At 69.3% G+C, this 24,389-nt stretch carries 19 protein-coding genes; 14 read left to right on the top strand and 5 right to left on the bottom strand.

Annotated features, from left to right (window positions below; genetic code table 11):
- Positions 1–69 precede the first annotated feature (69 nt).
- The 12 genes from I6J71_RS26850 to I6J71_RS26905 all read left to right on the top strand — a co-directional run bounded on the left by I6J71_RS26850 (position 70) and on the right by I6J71_RS26905 (position 12,975).
- Positions 70–1,431 (top strand): MFS transporter, encoded by a 1,362-nt coding sequence (locus I6J71_RS26850; RefSeq protein WP_204089382.1) that lies wholly within the window; start codon positions 70–72, stop codon positions 1,429–1,431.
- Positions 1,428–2,444: a dihydrodipicolinate synthase family protein gene (locus I6J71_RS26855; protein WP_204089383.1), complete on the top strand. Its 1,017-nt coding sequence runs from the start codon at positions 1,428–1,430 to the stop codon at positions 2,442–2,444. The genes I6J71_RS26850 and I6J71_RS26855 overlap by 4 nt, the downstream gene beginning before the upstream one ends.
- Positions 2,445–2,604: 160 nt before the next feature.
- On the top strand, positions 2,605–3,009 hold the full coding sequence (locus I6J71_RS26860; protein ID WP_204089384.1) for a hypothetical protein: 405 nt from the start codon (positions 2,605–2,607) through the stop codon (positions 3,007–3,009).
- A gap of 362 nt (positions 3,010–3,371) precedes the next feature.
- Positions 3,372–3,707: a hypothetical protein gene (locus I6J71_RS26865; RefSeq protein WP_204089385.1), complete on the top strand. Its 336-nt coding sequence runs from the start codon at positions 3,372–3,374 to the stop codon at positions 3,705–3,707.
- Positions 3,708–3,905: 198 nt separating this feature from the next.
- The gene (locus tag I6J71_RS26870; protein WP_239153932.1) at positions 3,906–4,901 is read left to right on the top strand and encodes a DNA ligase; all 996 of its coding nucleotides are present in this window, start codon (positions 3,906–3,908) and stop codon (positions 4,899–4,901) included.
- A complete protein-coding gene (ligD, locus tag I6J71_RS26875) occupies positions 4,846–5,637 on the top strand; it encodes a non-homologous end-joining DNA ligase (RefSeq protein ID WP_370541980.1) in 792 nt (263 codons plus the stop codon). Before I6J71_RS26870 ends, ligD begins: the two co-directional genes overlap by 56 nt.
- Positions 5,638–6,706: 1,069 nt before the next feature.
- On the top strand, positions 6,707–7,486 hold the full coding sequence (locus I6J71_RS26880) for an SDR family NAD(P)-dependent oxidoreductase (RefSeq protein WP_204089386.1): 780 nt from the start codon (positions 6,707–6,709) through the stop codon (positions 7,484–7,486).
- A gap of 139 nt (positions 7,487–7,625) precedes the next feature.
- A complete protein-coding gene (locus I6J71_RS26885; protein WP_204089387.1) occupies positions 7,626–8,348 on the top strand; it encodes a sugar phosphate isomerase/epimerase in 723 nt (240 codons plus the stop codon).
- Positions 8,349–8,400: 52 nt separating this feature from the next.
- Positions 8,401–9,579: a DUF993 family protein gene (locus I6J71_RS26890; RefSeq protein WP_204089388.1), complete on the top strand. Its 1,179-nt coding sequence runs from the start codon at positions 8,401–8,403 to the stop codon at positions 9,577–9,579.
- Positions 9,580–9,644: 65 nt separating this feature from the next.
- The gene (locus I6J71_RS50170; protein WP_204089389.1) at positions 9,645–11,123 is read left to right on the top strand and encodes an FAD-dependent oxidoreductase; all 1,479 of its coding nucleotides are present in this window, start codon (positions 9,645–9,647) and stop codon (positions 11,121–11,123) included.
- Between the two features lie 5 nt (positions 11,124–11,128).
- Complete coding sequence (locus I6J71_RS26900) at positions 11,129–11,905, top strand: SDR family NAD(P)-dependent oxidoreductase (protein WP_204089390.1); 777 nt, start codon at positions 11,129–11,131, stop codon at positions 11,903–11,905.
- A gap of 128 nt (positions 11,906–12,033) precedes the next feature.
- Complete coding sequence (locus I6J71_RS26905) at positions 12,034–12,975, top strand: LysR family transcriptional regulator (RefSeq protein WP_204089391.1); 942 nt, start codon at positions 12,034–12,036, stop codon at positions 12,973–12,975.
- Here the strand turns inward: I6J71_RS26905 and I6J71_RS26910 are convergent.
- The 5 genes from I6J71_RS26910 to I6J71_RS26930 all read right to left on the bottom strand — a co-directional run bounded on the left by I6J71_RS26910 (position 12,880) and on the right by I6J71_RS26930 (position 18,137).
- Positions 12,880–14,196 carry an MFS transporter gene (locus I6J71_RS26910; RefSeq protein WP_204089392.1) on the bottom strand — a complete coding sequence of 439 codons (1,317 nt, stop codon included), beginning with the start codon at positions 14,194–14,196 and terminating at the stop codon, positions 12,880–12,882. The two genes, I6J71_RS26905 and I6J71_RS26910, sit on opposite strands and share 96 nt — an antisense overlap.
- A 99-nt stretch (positions 14,197–14,295) precedes the next feature.
- Positions 14,296–15,552 (bottom strand): CaiB/BaiF CoA-transferase family protein, encoded by a 1,257-nt coding sequence (locus I6J71_RS26915; protein ID WP_204089393.1) that lies wholly within the window; start codon positions 15,550–15,552, stop codon positions 14,296–14,298.
- 46 nt (positions 15,553–15,598) lie between these two features.
- On the bottom strand, positions 15,599–16,366 hold the full coding sequence (locus I6J71_RS26920; protein ID WP_204089394.1) for an SDR family NAD(P)-dependent oxidoreductase: 768 nt from the start codon (positions 16,364–16,366) through the stop codon (positions 15,599–15,601).
- A complete protein-coding gene (locus tag I6J71_RS26925; protein ID WP_204089395.1) occupies positions 16,363–17,637 on the bottom strand; it encodes a CaiB/BaiF CoA-transferase family protein in 1,275 nt (424 codons plus the stop codon). Before I6J71_RS26925 ends, I6J71_RS26920 begins: the two co-directional genes overlap by 4 nt.
- The gene (locus I6J71_RS26930) at positions 17,634–18,137 is read right to left on the bottom strand and encodes a MaoC/PaaZ C-terminal domain-containing protein (protein ID WP_204089396.1); all 504 of its coding nucleotides are present in this window, start codon (positions 18,135–18,137) and stop codon (positions 17,634–17,636) included. The genes I6J71_RS26925 and I6J71_RS26930 overlap by 4 nt, the downstream gene beginning before the upstream one ends.
- A 205-nt stretch (positions 18,138–18,342) precedes the next feature.
- Between I6J71_RS26930 and ilvD the strand changes: the two genes are divergently transcribed.
- Entirely contained in the window at positions 18,343–20,190 is a 1,848-nt protein-coding gene (ilvD, locus tag I6J71_RS26935) for a dihydroxy-acid dehydratase (protein ID WP_204089397.1), read from the top strand.
- Positions 20,191–20,776: 586 nt separating this feature from the next.
- Positions 20,777–23,830 (top strand): glycosyl hydrolase, encoded by a 3,054-nt coding sequence (locus tag I6J71_RS26940; RefSeq protein WP_204089398.1) that lies wholly within the window; start codon positions 20,777–20,779, stop codon positions 23,828–23,830.
- Positions 23,831–24,389: the final 559 nt, after the last annotated feature.

The following is a 24,389-nucleotide window of genomic DNA, read 5'->3' on the forward strand; positions in this document are numbered from 1 at the left end:
AAGACGCATGATTATTGGCGAACATCGCCTACTAGTGGGCGATATTAGCACATCCACAAGGAGGTGGACATGAGCACACTCCCTTCCGCGCGGCAGCCGGAGGCCGCAATAGGCCCGCCCGAGACGAGCTCGGACTCGTCCAAGCACGCCGTCCGGGGCGCGATCGTCGGCTTCCTGATCGACAACTTCGACATCTACCTGCCGGTCGTCGCGCTGGCCCCCGCCATCACGTACTTCCTTGCACCGGACCTCGGGGTACAGACGATCGCTCTCGTCACCTCCTGGATCTTCGTTGCCACCCTCGTCGGACGGCCGCTGGGCGCACTGATCTTCGGCTGGCTCGCGGACACCATCGGCAGACGGCGGGCCACGATCATCGCGGTGAGCGGCTTCGGCGCGACCACCCTGGCCATCGGCGTCCTCCCCGGCTACGCGACCTGGGGGATCGGGGCGGTAGTCGCCCTCGTCGCCCTGCGGTTCGTCGACGGCATGTTCCTCGGCGGCGGCTACACCGGCGCCAGCCCGCTGGCCATGGAGTCGGTTCCGGCGCACCGCCGCGGGGTCGTCGGCGGACTGATCCAGAGTGGCGCGAACGTCGCCTACGCCGCGATCGCCCTGCTCACCGTGGTAACGCTGGCGATCTTCCCGCCCGGCGGCCCGGACTCCGCCTACTCGCAGATCGGCTGGCGGGTCCCGTTCGTCGGCGGCGCGGTCTTCGCGCTGCTGTTCGCGGTCCACTATGCACGCACCGTCGAGGAGTCCGAGGCCTGGAAAGAGGCCCGCGACACCCGTACCGGCGGCGCCGCGATCCTGCAGAAAGGCAACCTTCGCAGCCTGCTGCAGGTGTTTGTCTGGATGACCGGGGTGTGGCTGTGCCTCAACAGCATCACCGCGCTCATCCCGGCCACCCTGCGCGGCAGCAACGGGCTGACCGCGACCCAGGTGACCTGGACCCTCGTCGTCCTCTACGTGGTGCTGACCTTCGTCTTCGTCGGCGGCGCGCTGCTCAGCCAGCGCATCGGGCGGCGGCCCTACCTGATCATCGCCTCGCTCGTCGCCACTGTGCCCGGCGCGGCCGCCTACGCCTGGCTGGTCGGCACCGGCCCGGCCGGCCCGGTGCACGCGGGCCTCATCACGGTCGTGGTCGGGGTGCTGGTGATGGCCCCGGTCGCCGTGGTCACCGTCTACATCAACGAACGCTTCACGACGGAGGCCCGCGGGCTCGGCTTCGGCCTGGGCTACAGCCTGGCCGTGGTCCTGCCGTCGTTCTACGCGACCTACCAGGGCTGGCTGTCGAACCTGATGCCCGCCGCGTACACCGTCGTCGTCCTCGTCGTCCTCGGCGGGCTGTTCCAGCTCGTCGGCGCCCTGCTCGGTCCTGAGACCAAGCACGTCCAGATGGGTCCGTCCACAACCCGGGAGAGTTCATGACCCGCATCGCCCCGCCCGCCGCGCTCTACGTCGCGGCGGTCACCCCCTACGACACCGAAGGGAACTTCGACCCCGCCCAGGCCCGACGGCTCTGGGCCTACTTCCGGGAGGCCAAGGCCGCCGGTCACGACCTCGGCATGGTCGTGAACCCGGAGGCGGGAGAGCTCTTCTACCTCAGCCCGCAGGAGCAGGACGCCGCCTTGGAGCTCGCCCTGGCCGAGCTCGGAGACGTGATGCCCGTGATCGCCGGGATCATCAGCAACAGCACCGCGGACACGGTCGCCCGCGCGATCGCCGCCCGGGACCTCGGCGCGCACGGCCTGTTCCTGATGCCGCCGATCGGCGCCCTGGACATCACGACCTCGTGGGACGCCTCCCGTTATCCAGAGGTCTGGGCGGACGTGATCGGCGAGGTGGTCGAGGCCGTCCCCGACCTGCCGGTGATCTGCCACCCGGTCACCGCACCCACCGCGGGCTACGGCGTCGGCCTTCCGCTCGATGCGACCATGCAGATCCTGGAGCAGTACCCGCAGGTCGTCGGCTGGAAGATGACCTACAACTACGAGGGCTACCGGAAGGTCGGCGGCGCGATCAGGCGGACCCACCCGCAGGTCGCCGTGCTCGGTGCCACCGCGGTCAACTTCCACGAGAACCTCGCGATGGACCTGTTCGACGGCACGGTCACCGGATCGTTCAACTACGCGCTGGAGCCGATGCTGGAGCACATCGCGGCCTGGCGCGCGGGCGACCTCGAGGGCGCCCGCAAGATCTGGCTCGACGGCGGCCTGATGGCACTGCACGAGTTCGTCTACGCCGAGTGGGGCCGGCTGCACATCCGCTACAAGACTGCGACCTGGCTGCGCGGGCTGATCGACAGCCCACTGATGCGCTCCCCCATGCCGAAGCCGCTCAAGGCCGAGGTCCAGACTCTCACCGGCCTCCTCGCGGGCGCAGGCCTCTCGGTCCGCCCGCAGGCCGAGATCGACGCGGTGGTGAACCTCCTCCCCCGATGACCGACCGACGACCGAGGAGCCGATGAGTCGTCCATCGGCCCTCGGTCGCCGTCTCAGCTCGCTCGACTCAGCGTCCGGGGTCTGTAGCAGGAACCGCGAACAGGGCCAACGCCTTCACAGCCTGCTGCCCGTTCACGGCGCCACCCCGTACCTGGCGTTGATGGTGATCACGTTCGGCGGCGGAGCGGTGCTGTGCGCCGCGAGGTTTGTCTCCAGCCCGGAGGCCGGCGCGGGCTGGGCGGCGGCGTTGGTGCTCGCGGCCGGCAGCGTGGCGCTGGTCCTCGTGCCGGCGCTGCGTGCCCCGGTGATCGCCGAGGACGAGACGTCGCTCGGCGTCGACGCGACCTTGCGCGCCCAGTCCGCCCTGCTGTTCGCGCAACCCGCGGTGTTCACGCTCCTCGCCTGGATCGACGTCGCCACAACCTGGCCGTCCGTGCCGCCGTGGTTCCCGCTGCGGGTGGGCTACATCGTCCTGGCGCTCGCGATGCTGGCCGCCGCCGCGTTCTCGTTCCGGCGCCGGTACCGCCACCTGCCATCGAGCAGCGACGGGACGGTGGCACGGTGAGCGCCTTTCAACGGCATCGGCGCCACCACGGCCCCGACCCTTGAAGGCGGCAGCCACTTCCACGACCACGACCCGACGACGAGGCCATCATGCGGCGCCGGCCGGACGAGGGCGGCGAGTAACGCGCACGCGGCGGGCGGCGACCTGGGGGTGTGCGTTCCCCGAACCCGTCGCCAGACCCGCTGACGCGGTTGCTGACTGCGTGGCGCCGCGACGTCGAGGCCGAGCCCCTCGCCTCGTCGCTGGCGATCGCGGCGCTGCGCCGCCGCGGAATGGCGAGACTGTCGAAGCGGTGACCCATCGTGAAGGGAACCGCGGTACAGCCTGCAGGTGACGACCCAACCGCCGGGAGGACCGCCGAGATGATGCTGAGCTCAGGCTTCACCGAGACGACGCCGGCGCCGCGTTCGCGCAGTGTGGGCCGCCGGTTCGCGCGTGCCGGCGACGTGGTTTCGCAACCCGCGGGGCTCCGGCACGCGGTACGTGGCCAGGCCGACTATCCGTTGTGCGACAGCACCTTGCGCATCGTCCTCTGGGTGACGCCGTTCGGGCCCCAGGTCGGCGGCATGAACCTCGGGACGTGCCCGCGCTGCGCGGCGCTGGCCGCCGACGTGGTGAACGCCGAACCGACGTCGAAACCACCCGTCAGGCTGGTGACCTGCACTTTTCCCGCGGCAGTCGCCGGAGTGCCGGGTTAGGCTCGCGCCAGATGCCGCCGGGCGCCGTCCGCCCGGCTCACCGGCGAGCCGGGGAGGTCCGATGGCCACGCGCGTGCCGGGCGACCGGTCAGTGGTGCCCGGCTACGTGGAGCCGATGCTCGCGACACAGACGGCGGCCGGTTACGCGACGACCCGAAGTACGCGTACGAGTTCAAGTGGGACGGCTACCGGTCGATCATGCGCGTGGCCGCCGACGGCACGACGGTGCTGACCAGCCGCAACAACAACGACTTCACCGGCCGCTTTCTCGAGCTCGCCGGCGCCCTCACAGACACGCTCGGCGGCCGGCGCGCGGTGCTCGACGGCGAGATCGTCGCCCTCGACGAGCAGGGCCGGCCGGACTTCGGGCTGCTGCAGAACCACGACACCAACGCCGCGGCGGTCGCCTACTTCGTGTTCGACATCCTGCAGCTCGGCGACGACGTCCTGCTCGACGCCTCCTACGACCAGCGGCGCTCGGGCCTCGATGGCATCGAGCCCACCGACACGAACCTGGTCGCGATCACCCCGTCCTACAGCCACGCCGACCTCTCGGCCACCGGCATGACCCCACACGACCTGCTCGACCTCGCCGCGACCAGTGGCCTCGAGGGCCTGGTGGTGAAGGTCCGGGCGTCGAAGTACCGACCGGGCCGGCGCAGCCCGGAGTGGTTGAAGCACCCGCTGATCCAGACCCAAGAGGTCGTGATCGGCGGCTGGCGCCCGGGGCAGGGCAGCCCCGACGGCCTGCTCGGTGGGATGCCGCTCGGCGCGCACGACCGCGACACCGGCGACCTGCTCTACATCGGCGACGTCACCGGCTTCTCAGCGAAGGAACGCGCCCGGCTCCAGGAACTACTAGAGCCCCTCGAACGGCGCACCCACCCCTTCGCCGCGACCCCACCACGCGAAGACACCACCCGCGCCCGCTGGGTCACACCGAACCTCGTCGGCGAGGTCGTCTATCGGCAGTTCACCCGCGGCGCCGGCCGGCTGCGCCACACCGCCTGGCGAGGCCTGCGCACCGACAAGCCCCTCTCCGGCGTGCTCGTTCCCGCGCCCACTTCCGGCGAACCCGACCCCACCCGCGGAACCAGCGGCAGCGCCCATCGATCTTGGCCGACGCGTCACCGTGCAAGTGCAGCACCGTCAGCTCACACTGTCCAACCTGGACAAGATCCTGTACCCGGCTGATGGGTTCGCCAAGAGCGAGGTAATCCACTACCACAGCCAGATCGCCCCGCTGCTGCTGCCTCATCTGAAGAACCGCCCGGTGACCTTCATCCGCTGGCCGGACGGCGTGGAAGGCGAGCAGTGGTTCGCGAAGAACACGCCGCGAGGCGCTCCCTCGTGGCTGCGCACTGTACAGCTGCCCAGCTCCGGATCCCGGGGGTCCGGGAAGACGATCGAGTACCCGCTGATCGACGACTTGCCAGGACTGGTCTGGGCGGCGAACCTCGCCGCGCTCGAGCTACACGTTCCACAATGGACCATCTTCGCCGGCGGGCCCGGCCTGCCCGACCGGCTCATGTTCGACCTCGACCCCGGACCAGGCACCTCCGTCGTCGAATGCTGCCGCGTCGCCGAACGGCTCCACGATCTCCTGGTCGCCGACGGCCTTACGCCGATGCCGAAAACCTCCGGCTCGAAGGGCATGCAACTCCTGACGTCGATCGTCACCGATGACGCCGGCGCACCCGCGCCGTACGCGAAACGACTCGCGCAACAACTTGCCCGCGAAACTCCGAACGACGTCACCGCCGTGATGGCCAAGGCTCAGCGCACCGTGCGAGTGTTCATCGACTGGAGCCAGAACACCCCGGCCAAGACGACCATCGCCCCCTATTCGCTGCGCGGCCGCGAACACCCGACGGTCTCCCCCCGGTCACCTGGAAAGAGGTCCACGCCTGCCGCAAATCGGCCCAGCTGACCTTCACCGCCGACGACGTCCTCAACCGCGCCGGCACGGTCGGCGATCTCCTGGCCGACCTCGCCGATCAGGGTGCACGACTCCCCAAGACGGACTAGACACCCGTCAGATCCCAGCGAGGCGCTCGCCGGTCCTACTGCGCCCGACCCAGACGCAGCTTCTTCTGGTCAGCAGTCTCGTAGAACACCTGGCCCGCCACACGCCCGTCGGAACCAGGCAGCATCGCCGGACCGAGCTTCCACGCCGGGTTTCAACGGTCATCCATGAAATCCCACTGCGCGAGGTCATCATGAACGGCGAGGTAACGCACCGCCCGCTCGACCACCAGCCAGGCCCGCACCTCACCGGTCAGCACGTTCACGGCCCCCACCGGAACACCCGCCGGAACCTGCCCGACACGGCGATCTCCTCCAACCGACAGAGCAACGACTGAGCGCATCATCGCGGTGACGACCTGGATCGCTCGCGCGGTACACCGGATCGGCACACCCCGATCCCTGACGCGGCCCACTGGTCGAGTTGTTCGTCGCGCCGTTCATCGAGGTTCCGCCTCAGCCTGTCGGCGACGATGACGGACTCGCTGAATCTGCGCCGCGGCGGAAAGCCACAGCTCAAGCGAGTCGGAGCCGTTGCTCCAGCCGGTTGCCGTGCCTGGCGTCGACGAAGGTGCCGCCGGAACGTCTCTTGAAGCGCGTGCACAGACTGATGCGCAGAACGCAACAGATTCCCCGGATCAGTGCGTTGTGTATTTCAATCCTGGGCGCCAGTGTCGATGCATGCGAACTTTCAGCGACTCGGCGGCTGCCCTCGGCGCTGCACGGCCGGCGGTGGAACCCGCCGGAGAGTCCGGCTGACGGATCGTCGGCTCCGGTGGAACCCGCCGGTGGCGTGTGTGCTCTGCGGATCGCGGAAACGCGGGTGTTGTCGACGCCCGTGAGTTCTGTCGTGCCCGGAGCCTGTGGATTCCGGCGGGTACGTGACCGCCGGTGGAAGACGTCTCAGGAGGATCAGTGACGATCGATCACCACCCATACAGGGGGAACCTGTCCGAGTTCGATGGGGGCCCGGCATGAGACTGGATGGCCGGGGCGCGGTCGTGACCGGGGCAGCGCAGGGGATCGGGCTCGCCATCGCGACGCGGCTGATCGCCGATGGCGCGGCCGTTCTGCTCACCGATGTCAACGGTGACGCCGCGCAGCAGGCCGCGAAGACGCTGCGCGAGCAAGGCGGTGCCGCGGAGGCGTTGCCGGTCGACGTGACCGACGAGGCTCAGGTGCGCGCCCTTCTCCCCCGGGCCGAGGACCTGCTCGATCGACCCGTGGACATCACGGTGGTCAACGCCGGGCGGCAGACCTTCAACCAGTTGCTCGACGTCACCAAGCAGGAGTGGGACGCGGTATTCGACGTGAACGCCTGGGGCGCCTTCCTCACGGCCAGGGAGGCTGGCCGGCACCTGCGGGCGGCCGGCAGGGGCGGCAGCATCGTGGTGATCGCGTCGCGCTCGGCGCGGCTCGGTACGCCGCATTCGCCGCACTACGCGGCGTCGAAGGCGGCCGTGCTGAACATCATGAAGTCCTGCGCGCTCGAGTTCGCGCCGGACGTTCGGGTCAACGCGATCGCGCCGGGGATGGTCGACACGGACCTGTGGGCGCGGGCCGATGCCTTCGAGTCCGAATTGGACGGAAGCGCGGCGGGAACGGCACGGGCGGGCAGGATCCGGCAGATCCCCGCGGGCCGCCCGGGCAGCCCCGCTGACATCGCCTCGGTCGTGTCGTTTCTGGCCTCCGACGACGCCGGTTACCTCACCGGCGAGTGCGTCCACGTCTCCGGCGGCGACTACATGCTCTGACCGTGCACCCCGACCACCGACGAAACGGAGCTGACGAAAGTTGACGAACAGCGTGCGACGCGAGCCACTGGTACTCAGTCAGGGGTCCTTTTTGGACCTGTCCACACCCGAATTCCTCAAGATCTGTTCGGATTCCGGCATGGCTGCGAGCGTGTGGGACATCCCGGTGCACCGCGACGGCGCAGACGTGGTCGCGAAGGCCGCTGACGATCTCGGAGTCGAGCTCTTCAGCATGTGCCGGCTGGGCTACTTCACCGAGGACGACCCGGACGACGCACGATGGCGCTCGAACCTCGAGGTGCTCGACACCACGGCGCGGCTGGGCATCGGCACGATCGTAGTGGTCGTCGGCGCGGTGACGACCACCTTCGCCGAGGCAGACAGCAGGATCAGAGCCGGCCTCCAGCGGATCCTGCCGCACGCGCAAGAACGCGGAGTGCGGCTGGCCATAGAGCCGTTCCACCCGATGATGGCCGCGGAGCGGTCCTCGGTGTGCCGCCTGGCCCAGGCGACCGCGCTGGCACAGGAGTTCGCCTCCGAGTGGCTGGGTATCGCGCTCGACGCCTACCACGTGTGGTGGGACCCTGATCTGGCCGAGTCCGTTCGCGCGGCTGGCCCCCACGTCATGGCGGTCGACCTGTCCGACTGGCTGGTCCCGACCACCAACCTCTTGCGCGGCCGTGGCCGCCCCGGCGACGGCGTGATCGACCTGCCGGGCTTCATCCGGCTCGTCGAGAGCACCGGGTACACCGGGCGCTGGCAGGTCGAGGTCCTCAGCGACGAACCGCGAGAGGGTTCCGACCTGGATTACGCCCTCGATCTTCGGGAACGAACGTCCCGCCTTCTGACGAGCATGCGGTGACCCTCGCCCGCGCGACCACTCATCCCTCGATTCCCCCAAGGAGACAATTCGCATGACCGACTCGATCACCCTCAAGCTGCCGCGTCCGGACGGCACAGCGGAGCCACACACGATGGGTCCCGCTCGCGAGTTCCCCGCGCCGGCAGCCGCGTTCGCCCAGCGCGACGTCTACGCGGCCCCGCACGTCGTCGCCGCGCCGCTCGGCGAGTACACCCCGGGGATCGAACCGCCGGTGGACTGGGAGGCCACGATCGCGTTCCGCCGCCACCTGTGGCGGTACGGCATCGGCGTGGCCGAGGCGATGGACACGTCCGAACGCGGTCCCGGCGGCTTGACCTGGGAACAGACCCAGGACCTCATCCGCCGCTCCAGCGAGGCCGCGACCGAAGCCGGCGGCGAGATCGTGTGCGGAGCGGGCACGGACCAGCTCGACGTCACCTCGCCCACCCTCGACGACATCGCCGACGCCTACCTCGAACAGCTCGACTTCATCCAGGGCCTCGGCCGCGGCGCGGTCCTGCGAGCCAGCCACGTGCTCGCCCGGGTCGCGTCGGGGCCGCAGGACTACGCCTACGTCTACGACAAGGTGCTCGAACGCGTCGAGACGCCGGCGCTGATCCACTGGATCGGCGAGGTGTTCGACCCGGCGCTGCGCGGCTACTGGGGCCACGTGGACGTGGACGAGGCGCTGAAGGCGGTCGTCACACTGGCCGAGCGTCATTCCGAGCGGTTGCGCGGGTTCAAGTTCTCGCTGCTGGACGTGGAACGCGAGGAGCGGCTGCGCCGCGAGCTGCCCGACGGGGTCCTGGTCTTCACCGGCGACGACCACGACTACCCGAAGCTGATCCGCGGCGACGGCGAGCACCACAGCCACGGTCTGCTCGGCGTGCTCGACCCGCTGGCGCCGATCGCGTCCGTCGCCTTCCAGAAGCTGGACGCCGGCGACGCGGACGGGTTCACCGCCAACATGGAGTCCACCCTCACCCTGGCCCGCCGGCTGTTCGAGCACCCGGCCGGCGAGTACAAGACCGGCGTCGTGTTCCTCGCCTACCTCTCCGGCCACCAGAACCACTTCCGCATGGTCACCGGCCGGGAAGGCCTGCGTTCGGTGAACCACCTCACCGACGTCTTCCGGCAAGCCGACGCACTGGGGCTGCTGCCGGACCCGGCGCTGGCCGCCGAGCGCATGCGCGCGGTGCTGACCGTCGCCGGGTGGGACGCGGCGCGCTGAACCGGGCGCACGGCAGCGACCGCGACCCCGTCGAGACCGAACCGGTTAGCCGCGAAGGAGCGACTTTGTCCACAGATTCAGCGATCACGTATGACCTCGTCGTCGTGGGGGGTGGCGGCGCGGGCCTGGCCGCCGCCACCCAGGCGGCCGAAATGGGTGCGAGTGTCGCACTCCTCGAGAAGAACCCCGAACTGGGCGGGACCACGAGCCGGTCGATCGGCTCGTTCTCCGCCAACGGCACCCGCCTGCAGCGCAAAGCCGGGGTGGCCGACGCGCCGAGCGAGCACTTCGAGGACATGGCGAAGTTCGCCGGCCCGCTGGTGGAGCGCGACAACCTGGCCTTGCGGCGGGTGTACGTCGACAACTCCGCAGACACCCTGCACTGGGTCCAAGACCACGGCGTCGCCCTGTTCGGCCCCATGCCCGAACCGCCGCACCGCGGCCCGCGCATGCACAACGTCCTGCCGAACTCCTCGGCCTATATCTACTGGTTCGAGCGCGCCGCACGCAAAGCAGGCGTGCGCATCCTCACGAACACGGCCGCCCGCCACCTGGTAGTGGAGGAAGGCCGCGTCGTGGGCGTCGAAACCGAGACCACAAACGGCACCCGGCGTGTCATCCGGGCCCGGCGCGGCGTGGTGCTGGCGGCAGGTGACTTCAGTTCCAGCGTCGAGATCAAGACCAGCCAGTTCGCGACGGCACGGGCGGCGCGGGTCGAGGGCATCAACCCGACCAGCACCGGGGACGGGCTGCGGCTGGGGATGGAGGTCGGCGGCCGCATCCTCAACGGCGACCTCGCGGTCGGCCCTGAGATGCGGTTCGTGACCCCGTCACGCAAGCTCCTGCTCCAGAAGCTGCCGCCGTGGCGGATCCTGACCACGATCATGCTGCTGGCGCTGCGGTGGCTGCCGGACGCGATCCAGCGCCCGTTCATCATGTCCTTCGCCACCTCCTACCTCGCACCGTCCCCGAACGTCTTCAAGCAGGGCGCGATCCTGGTCAACGCCGACGGCGAGCGGTTCACCGACGAAAGCGCGAACCCTCAGCTCGAACTGCCCGACCAGCCCGGCGGCAAGGGCTACCTGGTGATGGACGAGGCCACGGCCACCCAGTTCAAGAAGTGGCCGAACTTCATCTCGACCGCGCCCGGTGTCGCCTACGCCTACATCGACGACTACCGCCGAAACCGGCGCGACATCTTCCACAGCGCCCGCACCGTGCCGGATCTGGCGGCCAAGATCGGTGCCGACCCTCGCAAGCTCGCCGCCTCGATCGGGCAGTCGGCCGGCAGCGAACAGAACTTCGTGGCGCTCGGGCCGCTGAAGAGCTGGATCGTGCTGACCGAGGGCGGGCTGGCGATCGACACGGACATGCGCGTTCTCGACCAGCAGGACGACCCGATCCCGGGACTGTTCGCGGCGGGGTCCAACGGTCAGGGCGGTCTGCTTCTGGAAGGCCACGGCAACCACGTCGGATGGGCGTTCATCTCCGGCCGCATCGCTGCCAAAAGGGCTCTGTGGTCGCCGACGAAAGAAGGGAAGTAGCCCGCGTGGAAACTTCGACCGAACCGCGCCGCGACCTGCCAAAACTCACCGACCAGCTCGCCGGCCACCGGATCCTGGTCACCGGCGCCGCCGGGGACATCGGGTCCGTCGTCGCCCGCACAGCCGCGGCCCGAGGGGCCGACGTGCTGCTGATGGACATCGAGTCGCCGGCGCTGGCGGAGCTGTCCGCCGAGCTCGGCGCCGGCAGCGCCGGCGCGAACCTCCTGGACACCCTGGCAACGATCGCGGCGATCGAGGCCTTGGCGGACGGCAAGCCCATCACCGGGCTGGTCAACGTCGCCGGCGCCCACAACCGCGAGGCCGCGCTGGAGCTGTCCGCCGACGACTGGGACCGCGTCCTCGCCATCAACGCCCGGGGCACGTTCGTGGTCACCCAAGCCGTAGCGAGGGCGATGGCCACGACCGGCGGCGGCGCCGTCGTGAACTTCGCGTCGATCGCGGCCTGGCAGCCCCGGATCAACCTGGCCCACTACTCCTCGGCCAAAGCGGCGATCGTGGGCCTGACGTACTCGCTGGCGCTCGAACTGGCCCCGCAGGGCATCAGGGTCAACGCCGTCGCCCCGGGCGTGATCTCAACCCGCCTGACAGCGCCGACGTTGGAAGAGCCGGTGTCCCGGGCGGAACGGCTGGGCAAGATCCCCCTCGGCCGGTTCGGCCGGCCTGACGACGTCGCCGAAGCCGTGTGCTTCCTGCTCTCCGACAGCGCATCGTTCGTGAGCGGTCACGTACTGACGGTGGACGGAGCCCAATCGGTGGTCTGACGGACCTCCTGGGAGAAGGCCGGCCGGAACGGAGACCCCGTCCGGCCGGCCTTTCGCGCGCCCTGCGGTGCGGTTGCGCGGCCCGGCGAGGATGACATGCTGACGGGACACGAGCGGAGGACGACAAGATGGCGATCGACGACGTCACCCTGCACCAGATCCGGGTGTTCCGCGAGGTCGCCAGGACGCGCAGCTACACCAGCGCCGCCCGCCACATGAACCTCTCACAGTCGACGCTGAGCCGGTCGGTGTCGCAGCTGGAGCGCACGCTGGGCGTGACACTACTGCAGCGCGACACCCGCAACGTCGTGGTCACCGCTGAAGGGGAAGAGTTCCTCAAAGTCGCCGACCAGCTCATCGACACACTGTCGGTGGGGCTTGAGCGCTTCGACCGCTATGCCAAAGCCCAGCAGGGCACGCTGGCGCTGGCCACCCTTGCGTCCTTCGCGGCGGCGGTGCTGCCGAGGCTGCTGAGCGCGTTCTTCAGCGGCAACGAGTCGCTCGACTTCCACCTCGTCGACGGCGGGAACGACGACGTGCTGCGGCATCTGGAACAAGGCACGGTCGAGGTGGCGATCACGGCGGATGTCGAGGTGCCGCACGGCCTTTGGGTCACACCCGTGCTGGAGGAGAAGTTCTACGGCGTCGCCCCCGACGACCATCCGTGGGCCGACCAGGACGCGGTCACCTGGAACGATTTCGACGCCGAGCGGTATGTGGCCGCGCGCTCAGGCACCAGCATCCGGGCCATCACCGATCAGGCGCTCGCCGACGCGGGGGCGGAAGTCCGCCTGCGGTTCGAGGTCGCCAACATCGCCACGCTGGGCGGTCTGGTTCGCGCCGGGTTCGGCGTGTCCGCCCTGCCGGCGCTGGAGTTCATGGGTTACCGGCTCGACGATCTGACACGCGTGCCGATCGTCGGGCCGGGCCCACATCGGGTGCTGGCCGTTATCTCACGGCCCTACACCGAGTTGTCACCGACCGCCCGCCGCTTCCGGAAGGTCGCTGCTCAGGAACTGCGGAGAATGAGCCTGCCCACCGGGATCAGCGTGCTCGCCGCCGAGCCCTGATCGTTGCGCCACGTTCAGCCGGCGCATCGTCAGCAGCGTGGCGATGCCGATCAGGCTGACCCCGAGCACGAAGAAGTACGGCGACCGCAGATTGCCCGTGGAGCTCACCAGCCAGGTGCAGATGTAGGGCGCCGTTCCACCCGCGATGACGACCGACACGTTGGTCACGAGAGCAGTGCCGGTGTAACGGACTTCCGGTCCGAAAAGCTGTGGGGTAAGGGTGTAGTTGCCCGCCTGCGCGGTGGCCATGTTGACAGCGACGACGAAGTACCCCACGCCGGCGAGGAAGAGGTTGTTGAAGTCCATGATCACCAGCGCCGGGTACGTCACGATCGCGTAGGTGGCCAAGCCGATGATCGTCACGTTCACGGAGCCGATCCGGTCGACCAGCCGGCCCGCCAATGGTGTCATCAAAACGCCGAAGAGAGTGCCACCCGCGGTGATCCAGTAGACCGGTGTCTTCGCGTAGTGCAGGCTGGTGATGAGGTAGATCGACAGGAAGGTCGCGCCGACGTAAGCGGTTCCCTGGACTCCGATGCCCAGCAGGATGCCCTTGACGAGCGGGCCGGGGTAGGAGCGGAAGGCTGAGATCAAGGGAAACCCGTGCGGCCGCCTCTCGTCGTTGTCGATGCGCGGCAGGAAACGCCGGGCGATGAAGCAGACGATCGTCAGGGGCAGCCCGGCCCAGAAGGGGATGCGCCAGGCCCACTCGTTCAGCTGGCTGGTCGTCACCAGACCCGACACCAGGCCGACGGCGGCCGACGCGATGGCGAACCCGCCGTTGGTGCCCACGGGCACGAACGAGGCATACCACCCCTTCTTGTCCGGCGGTGCCACTTCGTTGATGACCGTGGCTGCGCCGCCGACCTCACCGCCGGCGAAGAAGCCCTGCGCGATCCGGACGATCAGCAAAAGGATCGGCGCCAGCACACCGACGCTGGCGTACGTCGGGAGAAAGCCGATGGCCGTGTTGGCCAGGCCGATGCCGACCACCGTGACCAGCAGCGCCGGTCGCCGCCCGAACTTGTCGCCGAAGGCGCCGAAGAAGATCCCGCCGATGGGGCGGATGACGTAGGACAACGCGAACACGGCCAAGGTGGACAGCAATGCGGCTGTCGGGTCGTTCCCGGGGAAGAACAGCGGCGCGATGATGGCCGCGACGTACCCGTAGAGGGCCCAGTCGTAGTACTCGATCAGGGTACCGAGGCTACCGGCTACCACGACTTTCCGGATGCTTCTCGCGTCTCCCTGCGACGCTGCAGGACTGTGAGCGCTCATCTTCCTACTTTCTCTGGTTCGACGGTGATGGCTACGGTCAACTCAGGACCACTGGGGCCCGTTTCCCCCGCGCTCTCGATCCGATTCGGATCCGATCACCCCCGCGTTCTTCAGCGCCGCGATGCGCTCTTCGGCCAAGCCGGCTGAGATGAAGACTTCTTCGTTGTGTTCGCCGATCTTCGGCGGGACCGCTCGCAGGCGCGCCGGCGTGTCCGACAGCGTGATCGGCATGCCGATCCACTTGACCCGGCCCACCCCGTCGACATCGCCCTCGATCACGAGCTCGTTGTGCACGACCTGGGGATCGGTGAACAGGCCGTCGTAGTCGTTCACCGGCGCGACGAGCACGTCCTCGGCCTCGAACCGCGCCATGATCTCCTCGCGCGGGAACTTCGCGATGGCCTCGGCGAGCAGCTGCCAGGTTTCGCGGGTGTGGTCGAGGAGACCTTCGACGGTCTGGAAACGCGGATCGTTCACATCCTTTTCGGACAGTCCACACGCGCGAGCGGCACGCTGCCACGGATGGTCGACGAAGTACTCGCCGATCAGGGTGAACCACAACCCGTCCGCGGCCTCGTAGTAGCCGTAGAGCGCGGTGTTGCCGGGATGCGCGATCCCGGTGGTGGGCCGGGGGAACCGCTGCCCGGTGTTGAGGTAGGTCGCGGCTTCTTGCAGGTGGCTGGTGATCGCGGCGTTGAGCAGGTTGGAGTCGACGACCTGGCCGCGGCCGGTGCGTTCCCGCGCGGCGAGGGCGATCATCATCCCCTGCGCGAACTGCATGGACGCGAGGTAGTCGATCATGAACGTGCCGGTCGGCACGGGACCGCTTTCCACGGTGCCGGTCAGCGCCATCAAGCCGCTCACCGCCTGCGCGGCGAGGTCCTGACCGCGGCGGTGGACATACGGCCCGGACAGGCCGTACCCGGTCGCGTAGGCGACGATGATCCGCGGGTTGACGGCCGACAGCTGCTCCCAGCCCAGGCCGAGGCGGTCCATGACCCCGGGACGGAAGTTGCTGGCCACGATGTCGGCGTCGCGGGCGAGGTCGAGGATCAGCGCGCGCCCGGCGTCGCTCTTCACGTCGACGGTGATGCTCTTCTTGTTGCGGTTGGTCGCCGACCAGTGCGGGCTGAACCCCGCGGCCAGCAGCGGTTGCTGGTTGCGGCCGATCTCGCCGACGTCGATGCGTTCGATCTTGATGACCTCGGCGCCGAAGTCCGCGAGGACCTGGGTGGCCGAGGGGCCTTGTTCGAGCTGGGTGAAGTCGAGGATCCGGATTCCCTCGAAGGCGTCGGTCACGGTTCCCCTTCGGTGTCGGGTACGGGCGTGCGGGCGGCGGAACGGGTCAGGTCATCAGGTCGCCGCCGCACACCTTCAGGCACTCGCCGGTGATGTAGGAGGCGTCGGGTGAGGCGAGGAAGGTGATCGCGGCCGCGACTTCCTCGGGGCGGCCGAGCCGGCCCAGGGGGTTGTCCTTGATCCGGTGTTCGAGCGCGGACTCGGCGCCCTGCCCGGTCAGCCGGCCGATCTCGGCGTCGGCGTGATCGGACATGCCGGTGGCGATCCGGCCGGGGGCGACGGCGTTCACGCGGATCCCGCGCGGCGCGAGCTCGGCGGCGAAGGACTTGGTCAGGCTGGCGACGGCGGCCTTGGACGCCGCGTAGTGCGCGGACAGCGCGTTGGGCAGGAAACCCTGGATCGAGGCCAGGGTGACGATGGCGCCGCCGTCGGCCAGGCACCGCGCGGCGAGCTGGAGCGTGAGGAGCGTTCCGCGCGCGTTGACCTGCAGCACGCGGTCCCAGTCCTGGGTGCCGAGCTGCGACGCCGGGCCGAACAGCTGAATGCCGGCGTTGGCGACCACGACGTCGAGACGTCCGGTGCGGTCACCCGCGGTGGCCATGGTTTCGGGCGACGTCACGTCCAGCGGAAACGCCTCGGCCTTGCCACCCTCGGCGAGGATGGCGTGCGCCGCGGCCACGGCCAGGCCCTCGTCGACGTCGGCGATGAGCACGTCGGCGCCGAAGCTCGCGAAGCGGCGGGCGGCGGCGAGCCCGATGCCACGACCCGCGCCGGTGATGAGCACCCGGCGGTCGGTGAAGGAGTTCTCGATCATTCGGCCGGCCCCCAGTGCGCGACACCGGTGTCGCGGTGCCGCCGGTTCTCGATCCCGACGACACCGCATTCCTGGAGCCCGGCGATTTCGGCGGAGGTGAAGCCGAGTCCGGCCAGGACCAGTTCGTTGTCCTGGCCGACGGTCGGCGGAGCGGTGCGCACCCGTGCCGGCGTGGCGCTGAGCTTCACCGCCGAGCCGACCAGCTTCACCGTCCCGGCGTGCGGGTGCTCGGCCGTGACGACGAGTTCGTTGTGCGCGACCTGCGGGTCTTCGAACAGGTGGGGGTAATCGTTGACCGGAGCGGCGAGCACGTCCTGCTCCTCCAGTGCTTTCAGGGCCTGGTCGAGCGACAGGAGGTCGAAGGCGCGCTGGAGCAGCGCATGGGTTTCCTCGACGTGCTCGGCCAGCCCCTGCACCGTCGCGAAGCGAGGGTCGTCGCGGTGCTCGGCGAGCCTCAGCGCGTCGCAGACCCGCTGCCACGGCCGGTCCACGAAGTACTCGCCCACGAGCGCGAGCCACCGGTCGTCCGCGGTGCGGTACTGCGCGTACAGCGCCGTCGAGTGGCTGTGGGCGATGCCGTACGGCGGGCGCGGGTACTCGCGGCCGGTGTTCAGGTAGGTCGTCGCCTCCTGCAGGTGCAGTGCGACCGCGGAGTTGAGCAGGCAGGAGTCGACGACCTGGCCCTCGCCCGTGCGCTCCCGCGCGGCCAGCGCGAGCATGATGCCCTGGGCGAAGTGCATCGCGGCGACGTAGTCGATGGCGTACGTGCCGGCGGCGGTCGGTGAGTCGGCGGAGCCGGTCAGGGCCAGGACGCCGCCCATCGCCTGCGCGGCCAGGTCCTGCCCGCGGCGCTCGGCGTACGGGCCGGACCGTCCGTAGCCCGAGGCGTACGCGCAGATGATTCGCGGGTTGATCGCGCGCAGGTCCTCGTAGCCGAGGCCGAGCCGTTCCATGACCCCGGGGCGGAAGTTGCTGGCGACCACGTCTGCCGTCTTGACCAGGCGTTCGAGGACGTCACGCGAGCCAGGGGCTTTGAGATCGAGGCTGAGGCTGAGCTTGTTGCGGTTGTTGGCGGCCCAGTGCGGGCTCATGCCGTTGACCCGCGGGCTGTGGTCGCGGCCGATCTCGCCGACGTCGTGGCGTTCGATCTTGATGACCTCGGCGCCGAAGTCCGCGAGCACCTGCGTTCCCGACGGTCCCTGCTCGAGCTGGGTGAAATCGAGGATGCGCACGCCCTCGTAGACGTCACGCAGTCCTCCCCCTCCGCTCATCGCGCGGGTACCGCGGCGTCGTGCTCCGCCGGTTGCGGCGCGTTATCCGGTTCGGCGTGCAGCAAGATCGCCTTGCGGCCACTTTGGACGACCTGACCGTGCTGGTTGACGAGCTCCACCGCGAAGGTGACCACACCCTGGTCAGGGCGCTTGGTCCGGCGGCGCAGCTCGTCCACCACGAACCGGACGTGGATGGTGTCGCCGAACCGGATCGGGGCCTTGAACGACCACTCCGAGATCCCCAGGAACGCGATCGCGGTCCCGAACAACAGCCCACCGCCCAGCATCAGCCCATGTGCCATCGACAGGCCCAGCAAACCGTGCGCGATCCGTTCGCCGAACTCGGTCTTCTCGGCGTACGCCCGGCTGACGTGGACTTCGGAGTAGTCGCCGGTTGTGCCGGCGAAGGTGACGACATCGCCCTCGGTGACGGACCGGGTCGCCGATTCGAACTCCTGGCCGACGTAGAGCTGGCTCCAGGTGAGACCACGTGCTGCCACGGTGTTTCCTTTCCTCGCGCCCTGGGGGTTGCCGTGACGCTAAGGCGAGGTGACACCGGGCATCAATTCATTCGCCGCCGTCATCTGTTGAGTCTTGTGCGGCCACTGTTGCCAACGTCGCAAGAATTCTCCCGAACCAGTGCGTTGCATGCCTGGATCTCAGCGGTCAGAGTCGAGGCACCCCAAGCACTGGAGAAGGACGGCGATGGCGACTCTTCGTTCCCGGACCACCACCCACGGCCGCAACGCGGCGGGCGCGCGCTCGCTCTGGCGCGCGACCGGGATGACCGACAGCGACTTCGGCAAGCCGATCGTCGCGATCGCCAACTCCTACACCCAGTTCGTGCCCGGCCACGTGCACCTCAAGGACCTCGGCGAGATCGTCGCCGAGGCCGTGAAGGAAGCCGGCGGCATCGCGCGCGAGTTCCACACGATCGCCGTCGACGACGGCATCGCGATGGGGCACTCGGGCATGCTCTACTCGCTGCCCTCGCGCGAGATCATCGCGGACTCCGTGGAGTACATGGTCAACGCGCACCAGGCCGACGCCCTCGTCTGCATCTCCAACTGCGACAAGATCACGCCGGGCATGCTCAACGCCGCCATGCGCCTGAACATCCCCACCGTGTTCGTCTCCGGCGGGCCGATGGAAGCCGGCAAGGCCGTGGTCGTCGGCGGCGTCGCCCAGGCGCCCACCGACCTGATCACCGCGATCGCCGCCTCGGCGTCGAATGCGGTCGACGACGCCGCCCTCACCACCGTCGAGCAGGCCGCGTGCCCCACGTGTGGTTCGTGCTCCGGCATGTTCACCGCGAACTCCATGAACTGCCTCACCGAAGCCCTCGGGTTGTCCTTGCCCGGCAACGGCTCCACCTTGGCGACCCACCGTGCTCGCCGAACGCTTTTCGAGGAGGCCGGCCGCACCGTCATGGCGCTCGCCCGACGGTGGTACGACGAGGACGACGCCTCCGCGCTGCCCCGCTCGATCGCCACCCGCGAGGCGTTCGAGAACGCGATGGCGCTGGACATGGCCATGGGCGGCTCGACCAACACCGTGCTGCACATCCTCGCCGCCGCCCAGGAAGGCGAGGTCGACTTCACCATCAGCGACATCGACGCCATCGGCCGCCGCGTGCCCTGCCTGTCGAAGGTGGCGCCGAACTCCGACTACCACATGGAAGACGTCCACCGCGCCGGCGGCATCCCCGCCATCCTCGGCGAACTCTGGCGCGCCGGCCTGCTCCGCGAGAACGTGCACGCGGTCCACGCCGCGTCTCTGTCAGACTGGCTGTCCACTTGGGACGTTCGGTCCGAATCGCCGTCCGACGCGGCGTTCGAGCTCTACCACGCCGCGCCCGGCGGCGTCCGCACCACCCAAGCGTTCTCCACGGACAACCACTGGTCCTCACTCGACACCGACGCCACCGGAGGCTGCATCCGCGACCTCGAACACGCGTACACCGCGGACGGAGGCCTCGCGGTCTTGCGCGGAAACCTCGCCGAGAACGGCGCCATCATCAAAACCGCCGGGGTTCCCGAAGGCATCCTCCGCTTCGAAGGCCCCGCGCTGGTCGTCGAAAGCCAGGAAGAAGCCGTGTCCGCGATCCTCACCAAGCGGATCCAGCCGGGAGACGTCCTCGTCGTCCGCTACGAAGGCCCCGCCGGCGGCCCCGGCATGCAGGAGATGCTCCACCCCACAGCGTTCCTCAAGGGCACCGGCCTCGGCACTCAGTGCGCCCTCGTCACCGACGGCCGCTTCTCCGGCGCCTCCAGCGGCATCTCCGTCGGCCACATCGCCCCCGAAGCCGCCGCGGGCGGCACCATCGCCCTCGTCGAAAACGGCGACCGGATCATCATTGACGTCCACAACCGCGTCCTCGATCTCGACGTCCCTTCCGAAGTCCTCGCCGAACGCAGGGCCAAAATGGAGAACTCCGAACGCCCGTGGACCCCGAAGGAACGCGAGCGCGCGGTGTCGAACGCGCTGCGTGCGTATGCCGCCATGGCGTCCTCTGCTGACACTGGCGCGGTCCAGCGCGTTCCCGGAAGGTGATTCGGCGTAACGGTCACGTCCGCGGATGGTTCGCCCGTTGCCAACAGTGGGCGCTCGAAGGTTCCCTCCGCTGACTGCCGGGTCTTCCTCGCACGCTGGGAAGCGAGCGAGGAAGACCAGCGTGTAGCACTCGGCGTCCGATTCACGCAGCCGAGGATGCGCTACCGCGGCCGTGGAACTGTCCGGCCTGGCGGGCAGCCTGTCGCAGTAGCCGCGGTCGCGCGACAGGTTCGAGGTGGCCGGCCGAGGCACCACCCGCGGCCGCGCCGGACGTCCACAGTGGATCATGCGGCGGCAGTCGGCCGCATGATCCACGGTTACATCGTTTCAGTCTCGAGGGCAATCCGCCGACCGGATGTGCTTCGGCTCCCGCGCGCACGCCGCCCTCGACCCCAGCCGCCACATCCGAAAAGATCGCCTCAACTGCTCGGATCCAAGGAAATCTACGGTGGATCAGCCCTTGATCGCGTGTTACGGTGAGGCATCCCAGCCCGCGAGCGGGACGTGAGCGCCAGTGTTTGAAACGTTTCACTCGCGCTGGTCGGGCAGTCTTGAGAAAGTCCCCTGTGTCCCCCTGGGAGTGTTGATGACAAATCCCCTGTCCCGCCGGAGAATGATCCAGCTGTCGGGCTCGGCCGCGCTGGCCGGCGGCCTGATCGCCGGTGGCGCCGGAACAGCGGCCGCCGACCCGGCCGCCCCGGCGGTCCCAGCCTCGGACCTCCCGGTAGGGCCGACGCAGAGTTCGCGCTGGGCGGGCGGGGCCTCGGCCATCACGTCGAGTTCGTTCGCGACACCGCCGCGGCAGTTCCGGCCGGCGGTGCGGTGGTGGTGGGCCGCGCCGCTCAGCGTCGAGGAGACCGTCCGCGAGGTCACCGCGATCCACGCTGCGGGCTTCGGCGAGGTGGAGATCGCCTTCTCCGCGGACTCCTGGGCGAACGCCGACCAGCGGACCAACCTGCGTGCGGCGCTCGACGCAGGCGCGAAGCTGGGCATGAAGATCAGCATGACGATGGGCGCGGCGTGGCCGGTGCAGACCCCCAACACGGGCAGCGGCAGCGGCTTCTCGCAGCAGGAAATGCAGTACGGCCGCGCGGATGTCCCGGGTGGACACACGTTTTCGGGCGCCCTGCCCAAGCCGATTGACGATTTGGCCGGAACCCGGCCCAGCTCTGTCGTGGCGGCGACCGCGGCGCGGGCGGTCAAGCGCGGCCCGGCCGCGGAGTTGCTGCCGGTGGCCGAACAACCCCGATGGGGCACCCCGATCCGCGTGCCCGCCGAGTCGACCGTGCTCGACGCCGCGTCGCTGGTCGACCTCACGGCGCGGGTCGCCGACGGGAAGCTCACGTGGCAGGCGCCGCCCGGCGACTGGATCGTGTTTGCGTTCTGGCAGCGTGACGCCTCGAAGGTGGTGACGAGCGCGTTCGACAAGAACGCGGCCGCGAAAGCGGCGGAGTACCTCGACGCCAACCAGATCGGGCCGGACAACGTCGCGGCGCTCAGGAAAGCGGGTGCCGACCTGTTCGAGGATTCCCTGGAGCTCAACGCCAACTCGTTGTTCTGGGCGCCTTCGTTCCCCCACGAGTTCAAGGCCCGCCGCGGGTACGAGATGACCAAGTTCCTGCCGGTGATGTTCCAGCACGGCATGAGCCTGTACTGGGTGCCCACGACCCCGCCGCGGCCCGACTTCGAGCTGTCCGACGGCACCGGCGACAAGATCCGCAACGACTACTACACGCTGCTGACCGACCTCTACATCGACGACCACCTGGCTCCCTTCCAGGCGTGGGCCGCGAAGTACGGCCTGCAGTACAAAGCCCAGGCCGCCTACGGGCAGGACCTCGAACCGATCCGGAGCTTCCGCGCGCTGGCTCGGCTGGGCGGCCGGGTCGAAGGTGAGTCGTACAACTCCGGCGACCGCTTCCCGACCAACATCGACAACTACGGCTGGCGGTACGCTCTCGACTGGCAGCGCACGATCGTCGGCGGCGCCCACCAGGGCGGCGCGACCCGGATCTCGACCGAGCTGGGCGCGCAGCCGCAGAACTCCGGCCAGACGAACCTCGGCGACTACAAGGCGATGATCGACAAGGAGTGGGCCGCGGGCATCACGCAGCCGTTCCTGCACGGCTACCAGTACATGTCCCCCGGCGCGCCCTGGCCCGGCAAGTACCGCTTCGGCGACACGTCCCACGACAGCTTCAACGACGTGAACAAACCGCAGTGGCCGGTGTTCGAGCAGGCCACCGCGTACTGGGCGCGCGGCACACAGGTCCTGGAGACCGGTGCGCCGCGCACCGACGTCGCCATCCTGCGCAAGGGTTTCCTCACGACGGCCGCCCGTACCGCCACCGACGACGGGACGCAACCCGCCCAGCTGTTCGAGACGCGGCGCCTGGAGCGGCGCGGCTTCTCGATCCAGTACCTCGACCCGGAGGGACTCGCCGAGGACGGCACCGTCGGCGACCGCGTCCTCTTCCCCGAAGGACCGCAGTACCGCTGCCTCGTGATCGACGAGCGCGCACTGTCGGTGGCGGCCGTGACGGCGCTGACCCGCGCCGCGGCGGCGGGCGTGACGATCGTGTTCGTCGGCGAACTGCCCGGCCGCGACACGACGTACGCCTCCGGCAACGCCGGCGACCAGGAGGTCAAGCGGCTGGTCGACCGGCTCGTGCGTGACAAGCACGTCCGCCGGTGCGCAACGCAGGGCGACGTCTCTGACGCGCTCGACGCCGCCGGCGTCACGCCCCGGGTCGCGTGGACAGACGCCGAGGTGCTCACCCAGCTGCGCGAGACGAAAGACGCGCTGCACCTGTTCCTGTACAACCCCGGCAACAGCGCCGTCACCTTCGCCCCCGCTTTTGAGGGCCCGGGCGCGGTGTCCGAACTGGACCTATGGACCGGCGCGATCAGGCCGATCTCCGTCTACGAGAGCACCCGCAACCGGACGAACGTGCCGATCACTCTCGGGCCCCAGGAGACCCGGGTGCTCGCGCTCGACCGCAAGGCGAAGCACCCCGTGCACGTGGTCGGCGCCGGGGTCGATTCAGGCCGCCTCGAGACCTCGGCGGACGGCACCATCCGTTGGTACTCCACGGAAAACTGCGCTCAGCAGCTCAAGCTGAGCAACGGCCGGACGGTGCAGGTGACGGCCCAGGTGCCCGGCCACGTGGCGAATCCCGGTCCCTACAGCTGGAGCCTGTCGGTGGAGGCTTACACCCCGAGCGGGCACAAGACCATCTCCATCCCGACGCTGTCGGGCACCCTCCCGCTGTGGGACTGGCGGGACCGCCCGGAGATCGCGGGTGAGTCCGGCATCGGTACCTACACCGGAAAACTGACGATCCCGGGCGAGTGGCTGGGCCAGGGCCGCGGGGTGCAGCTCGACCTCGGCACGGTCGAGGGCACGGCCGAGGTCTCCGTCAACGGCCGGGCGGTGGGCACCCAGATCACGTCGGACGTGCGGTGGGACCTGAGCTCGTTCCTGCACGCCGGGGACAACGAGCTGAAGGTCGTCGTGCGCACGACCATCCGCAACGCGGTGACGAACTACAACAAATCCAGCACGCGGACCTCGTCCTACGGTCTGCGCGGCCCCGTCCGGGTCGAGCCGTTCGCGGTGACGACGGTCTACCACCCCTGACCGGTGCGGTGCGGGGCACTCGCCCCGCACCGCACCCGCACAAACAGCTCGACAGAATCCAGCACGCGCGAGCCCGAGGAGAGCCCGAGAGGTAGCGCACTCGACGGCAGGCAGCGATACAGGCCGACACCCCAGCCACCCCCGTGGCCCAGGGAAACGACCCTCGGCATGTCGCCGGCGCCAACGGCCGTTCCCGCATCGAGTTGGCCCGCGCGAGCGCCACAAACATCGCCTGCACCCGCGCCACCGTCAACGACCGCAACGGCACATTACCGACTGCCGCATCTCCAGCCAGATATCCAGCCACTGTCCGACCGTCACCGCGCTGCTCCCGGGAATCACGTCAGCGCCCAGCAGATACGCCCGCGCCTGCTCTGCGGCAGTCCGCGTCCGGAACCCGCCGCGCCGCACCCGATTCCGACGACCATCCGGACCACACGGCAACTCCAACGAGAAATACCAACTTCCATGCCCGCGCGCCACCAGTCGAGGACAACGACCGCCACCAACACCATCAGGCTCTCGAACCCTGCAGCCACAACGCTTGTACACCGCCGCT

It is taken from the genome of Amycolatopsis sp. FDAARGOS 1241, assembly GCF_016889705.1.
Lineage (GTDB): Bacteria > Actinomycetota > Actinomycetes > Mycobacteriales > Pseudonocardiaceae > Amycolatopsis.

Coding starts and splice junctions, on each gene's coding strand:
- I6J71_RS26865 (WP_204089385.1), top strand. CDS start 3,372: ATGATGCTGAGCTCAGGCTTCACCGAGACGACGCCGGCGCCGCGTTCG.
- I6J71_RS26940 (WP_204089398.1), top strand. CDS start 20,777: ATGACAAATCCCCTGTCCCGCCGGAGAATGATCCAGCTGTCGGGCTCG.
- I6J71_RS26905 (WP_204089391.1), top strand. CDS start 12,034: ATGGCGATCGACGACGTCACCCTGCACCAGATCCGGGTGTTCCGCGAG.
- I6J71_RS26920 (WP_204089394.1), bottom strand. CDS start 16,366: ATGATCGAGAACTCCTTCACCGACCGCCGGGTGCTCATCACCGGCGCG.
- I6J71_RS26880 (WP_204089386.1), top strand. CDS start 6,707: ATGAGACTGGATGGCCGGGGCGCGGTCGTGACCGGGGCAGCGCAGGGG.
- I6J71_RS26925 (WP_204089395.1), bottom strand. CDS start 17,637: ATGAGCGGAGGGGGAGGACTGCGTGACGTCTACGAGGGCGTGCGCATC.
- I6J71_RS26870 (WP_239153932.1), top strand. CDS start 3,906: ATGCGCGTGGCCGCCGACGGCACGACGGTGCTGACCAGCCGCAACAAC.
- I6J71_RS26890 (WP_204089388.1), top strand. CDS start 8,401: ATGACCGACTCGATCACCCTCAAGCTGCCGCGTCCGGACGGCACAGCG.
- I6J71_RS26850 (WP_204089382.1), top strand. CDS start 70: ATGAGCACACTCCCTTCCGCGCGGCAGCCGGAGGCCGCAATAGGCCCG.
- ilvD (WP_204089397.1), top strand. CDS start 18,343: ATGGCGACTCTTCGTTCCCGGACCACCACCCACGGCCGCAACGCGGCG.
- I6J71_RS26885 (WP_204089387.1), top strand. CDS start 7,626: ATGGCTGCGAGCGTGTGGGACATCCCGGTGCACCGCGACGGCGCAGAC.
- I6J71_RS26855 (WP_204089383.1), top strand. CDS start 1,428: ATGACCCGCATCGCCCCGCCCGCCGCGCTCTACGTCGCGGCGGTCACC.
- I6J71_RS26860 (WP_204089384.1), top strand. CDS start 2,605: ATGGTGATCACGTTCGGCGGCGGAGCGGTGCTGTGCGCCGCGAGGTTT.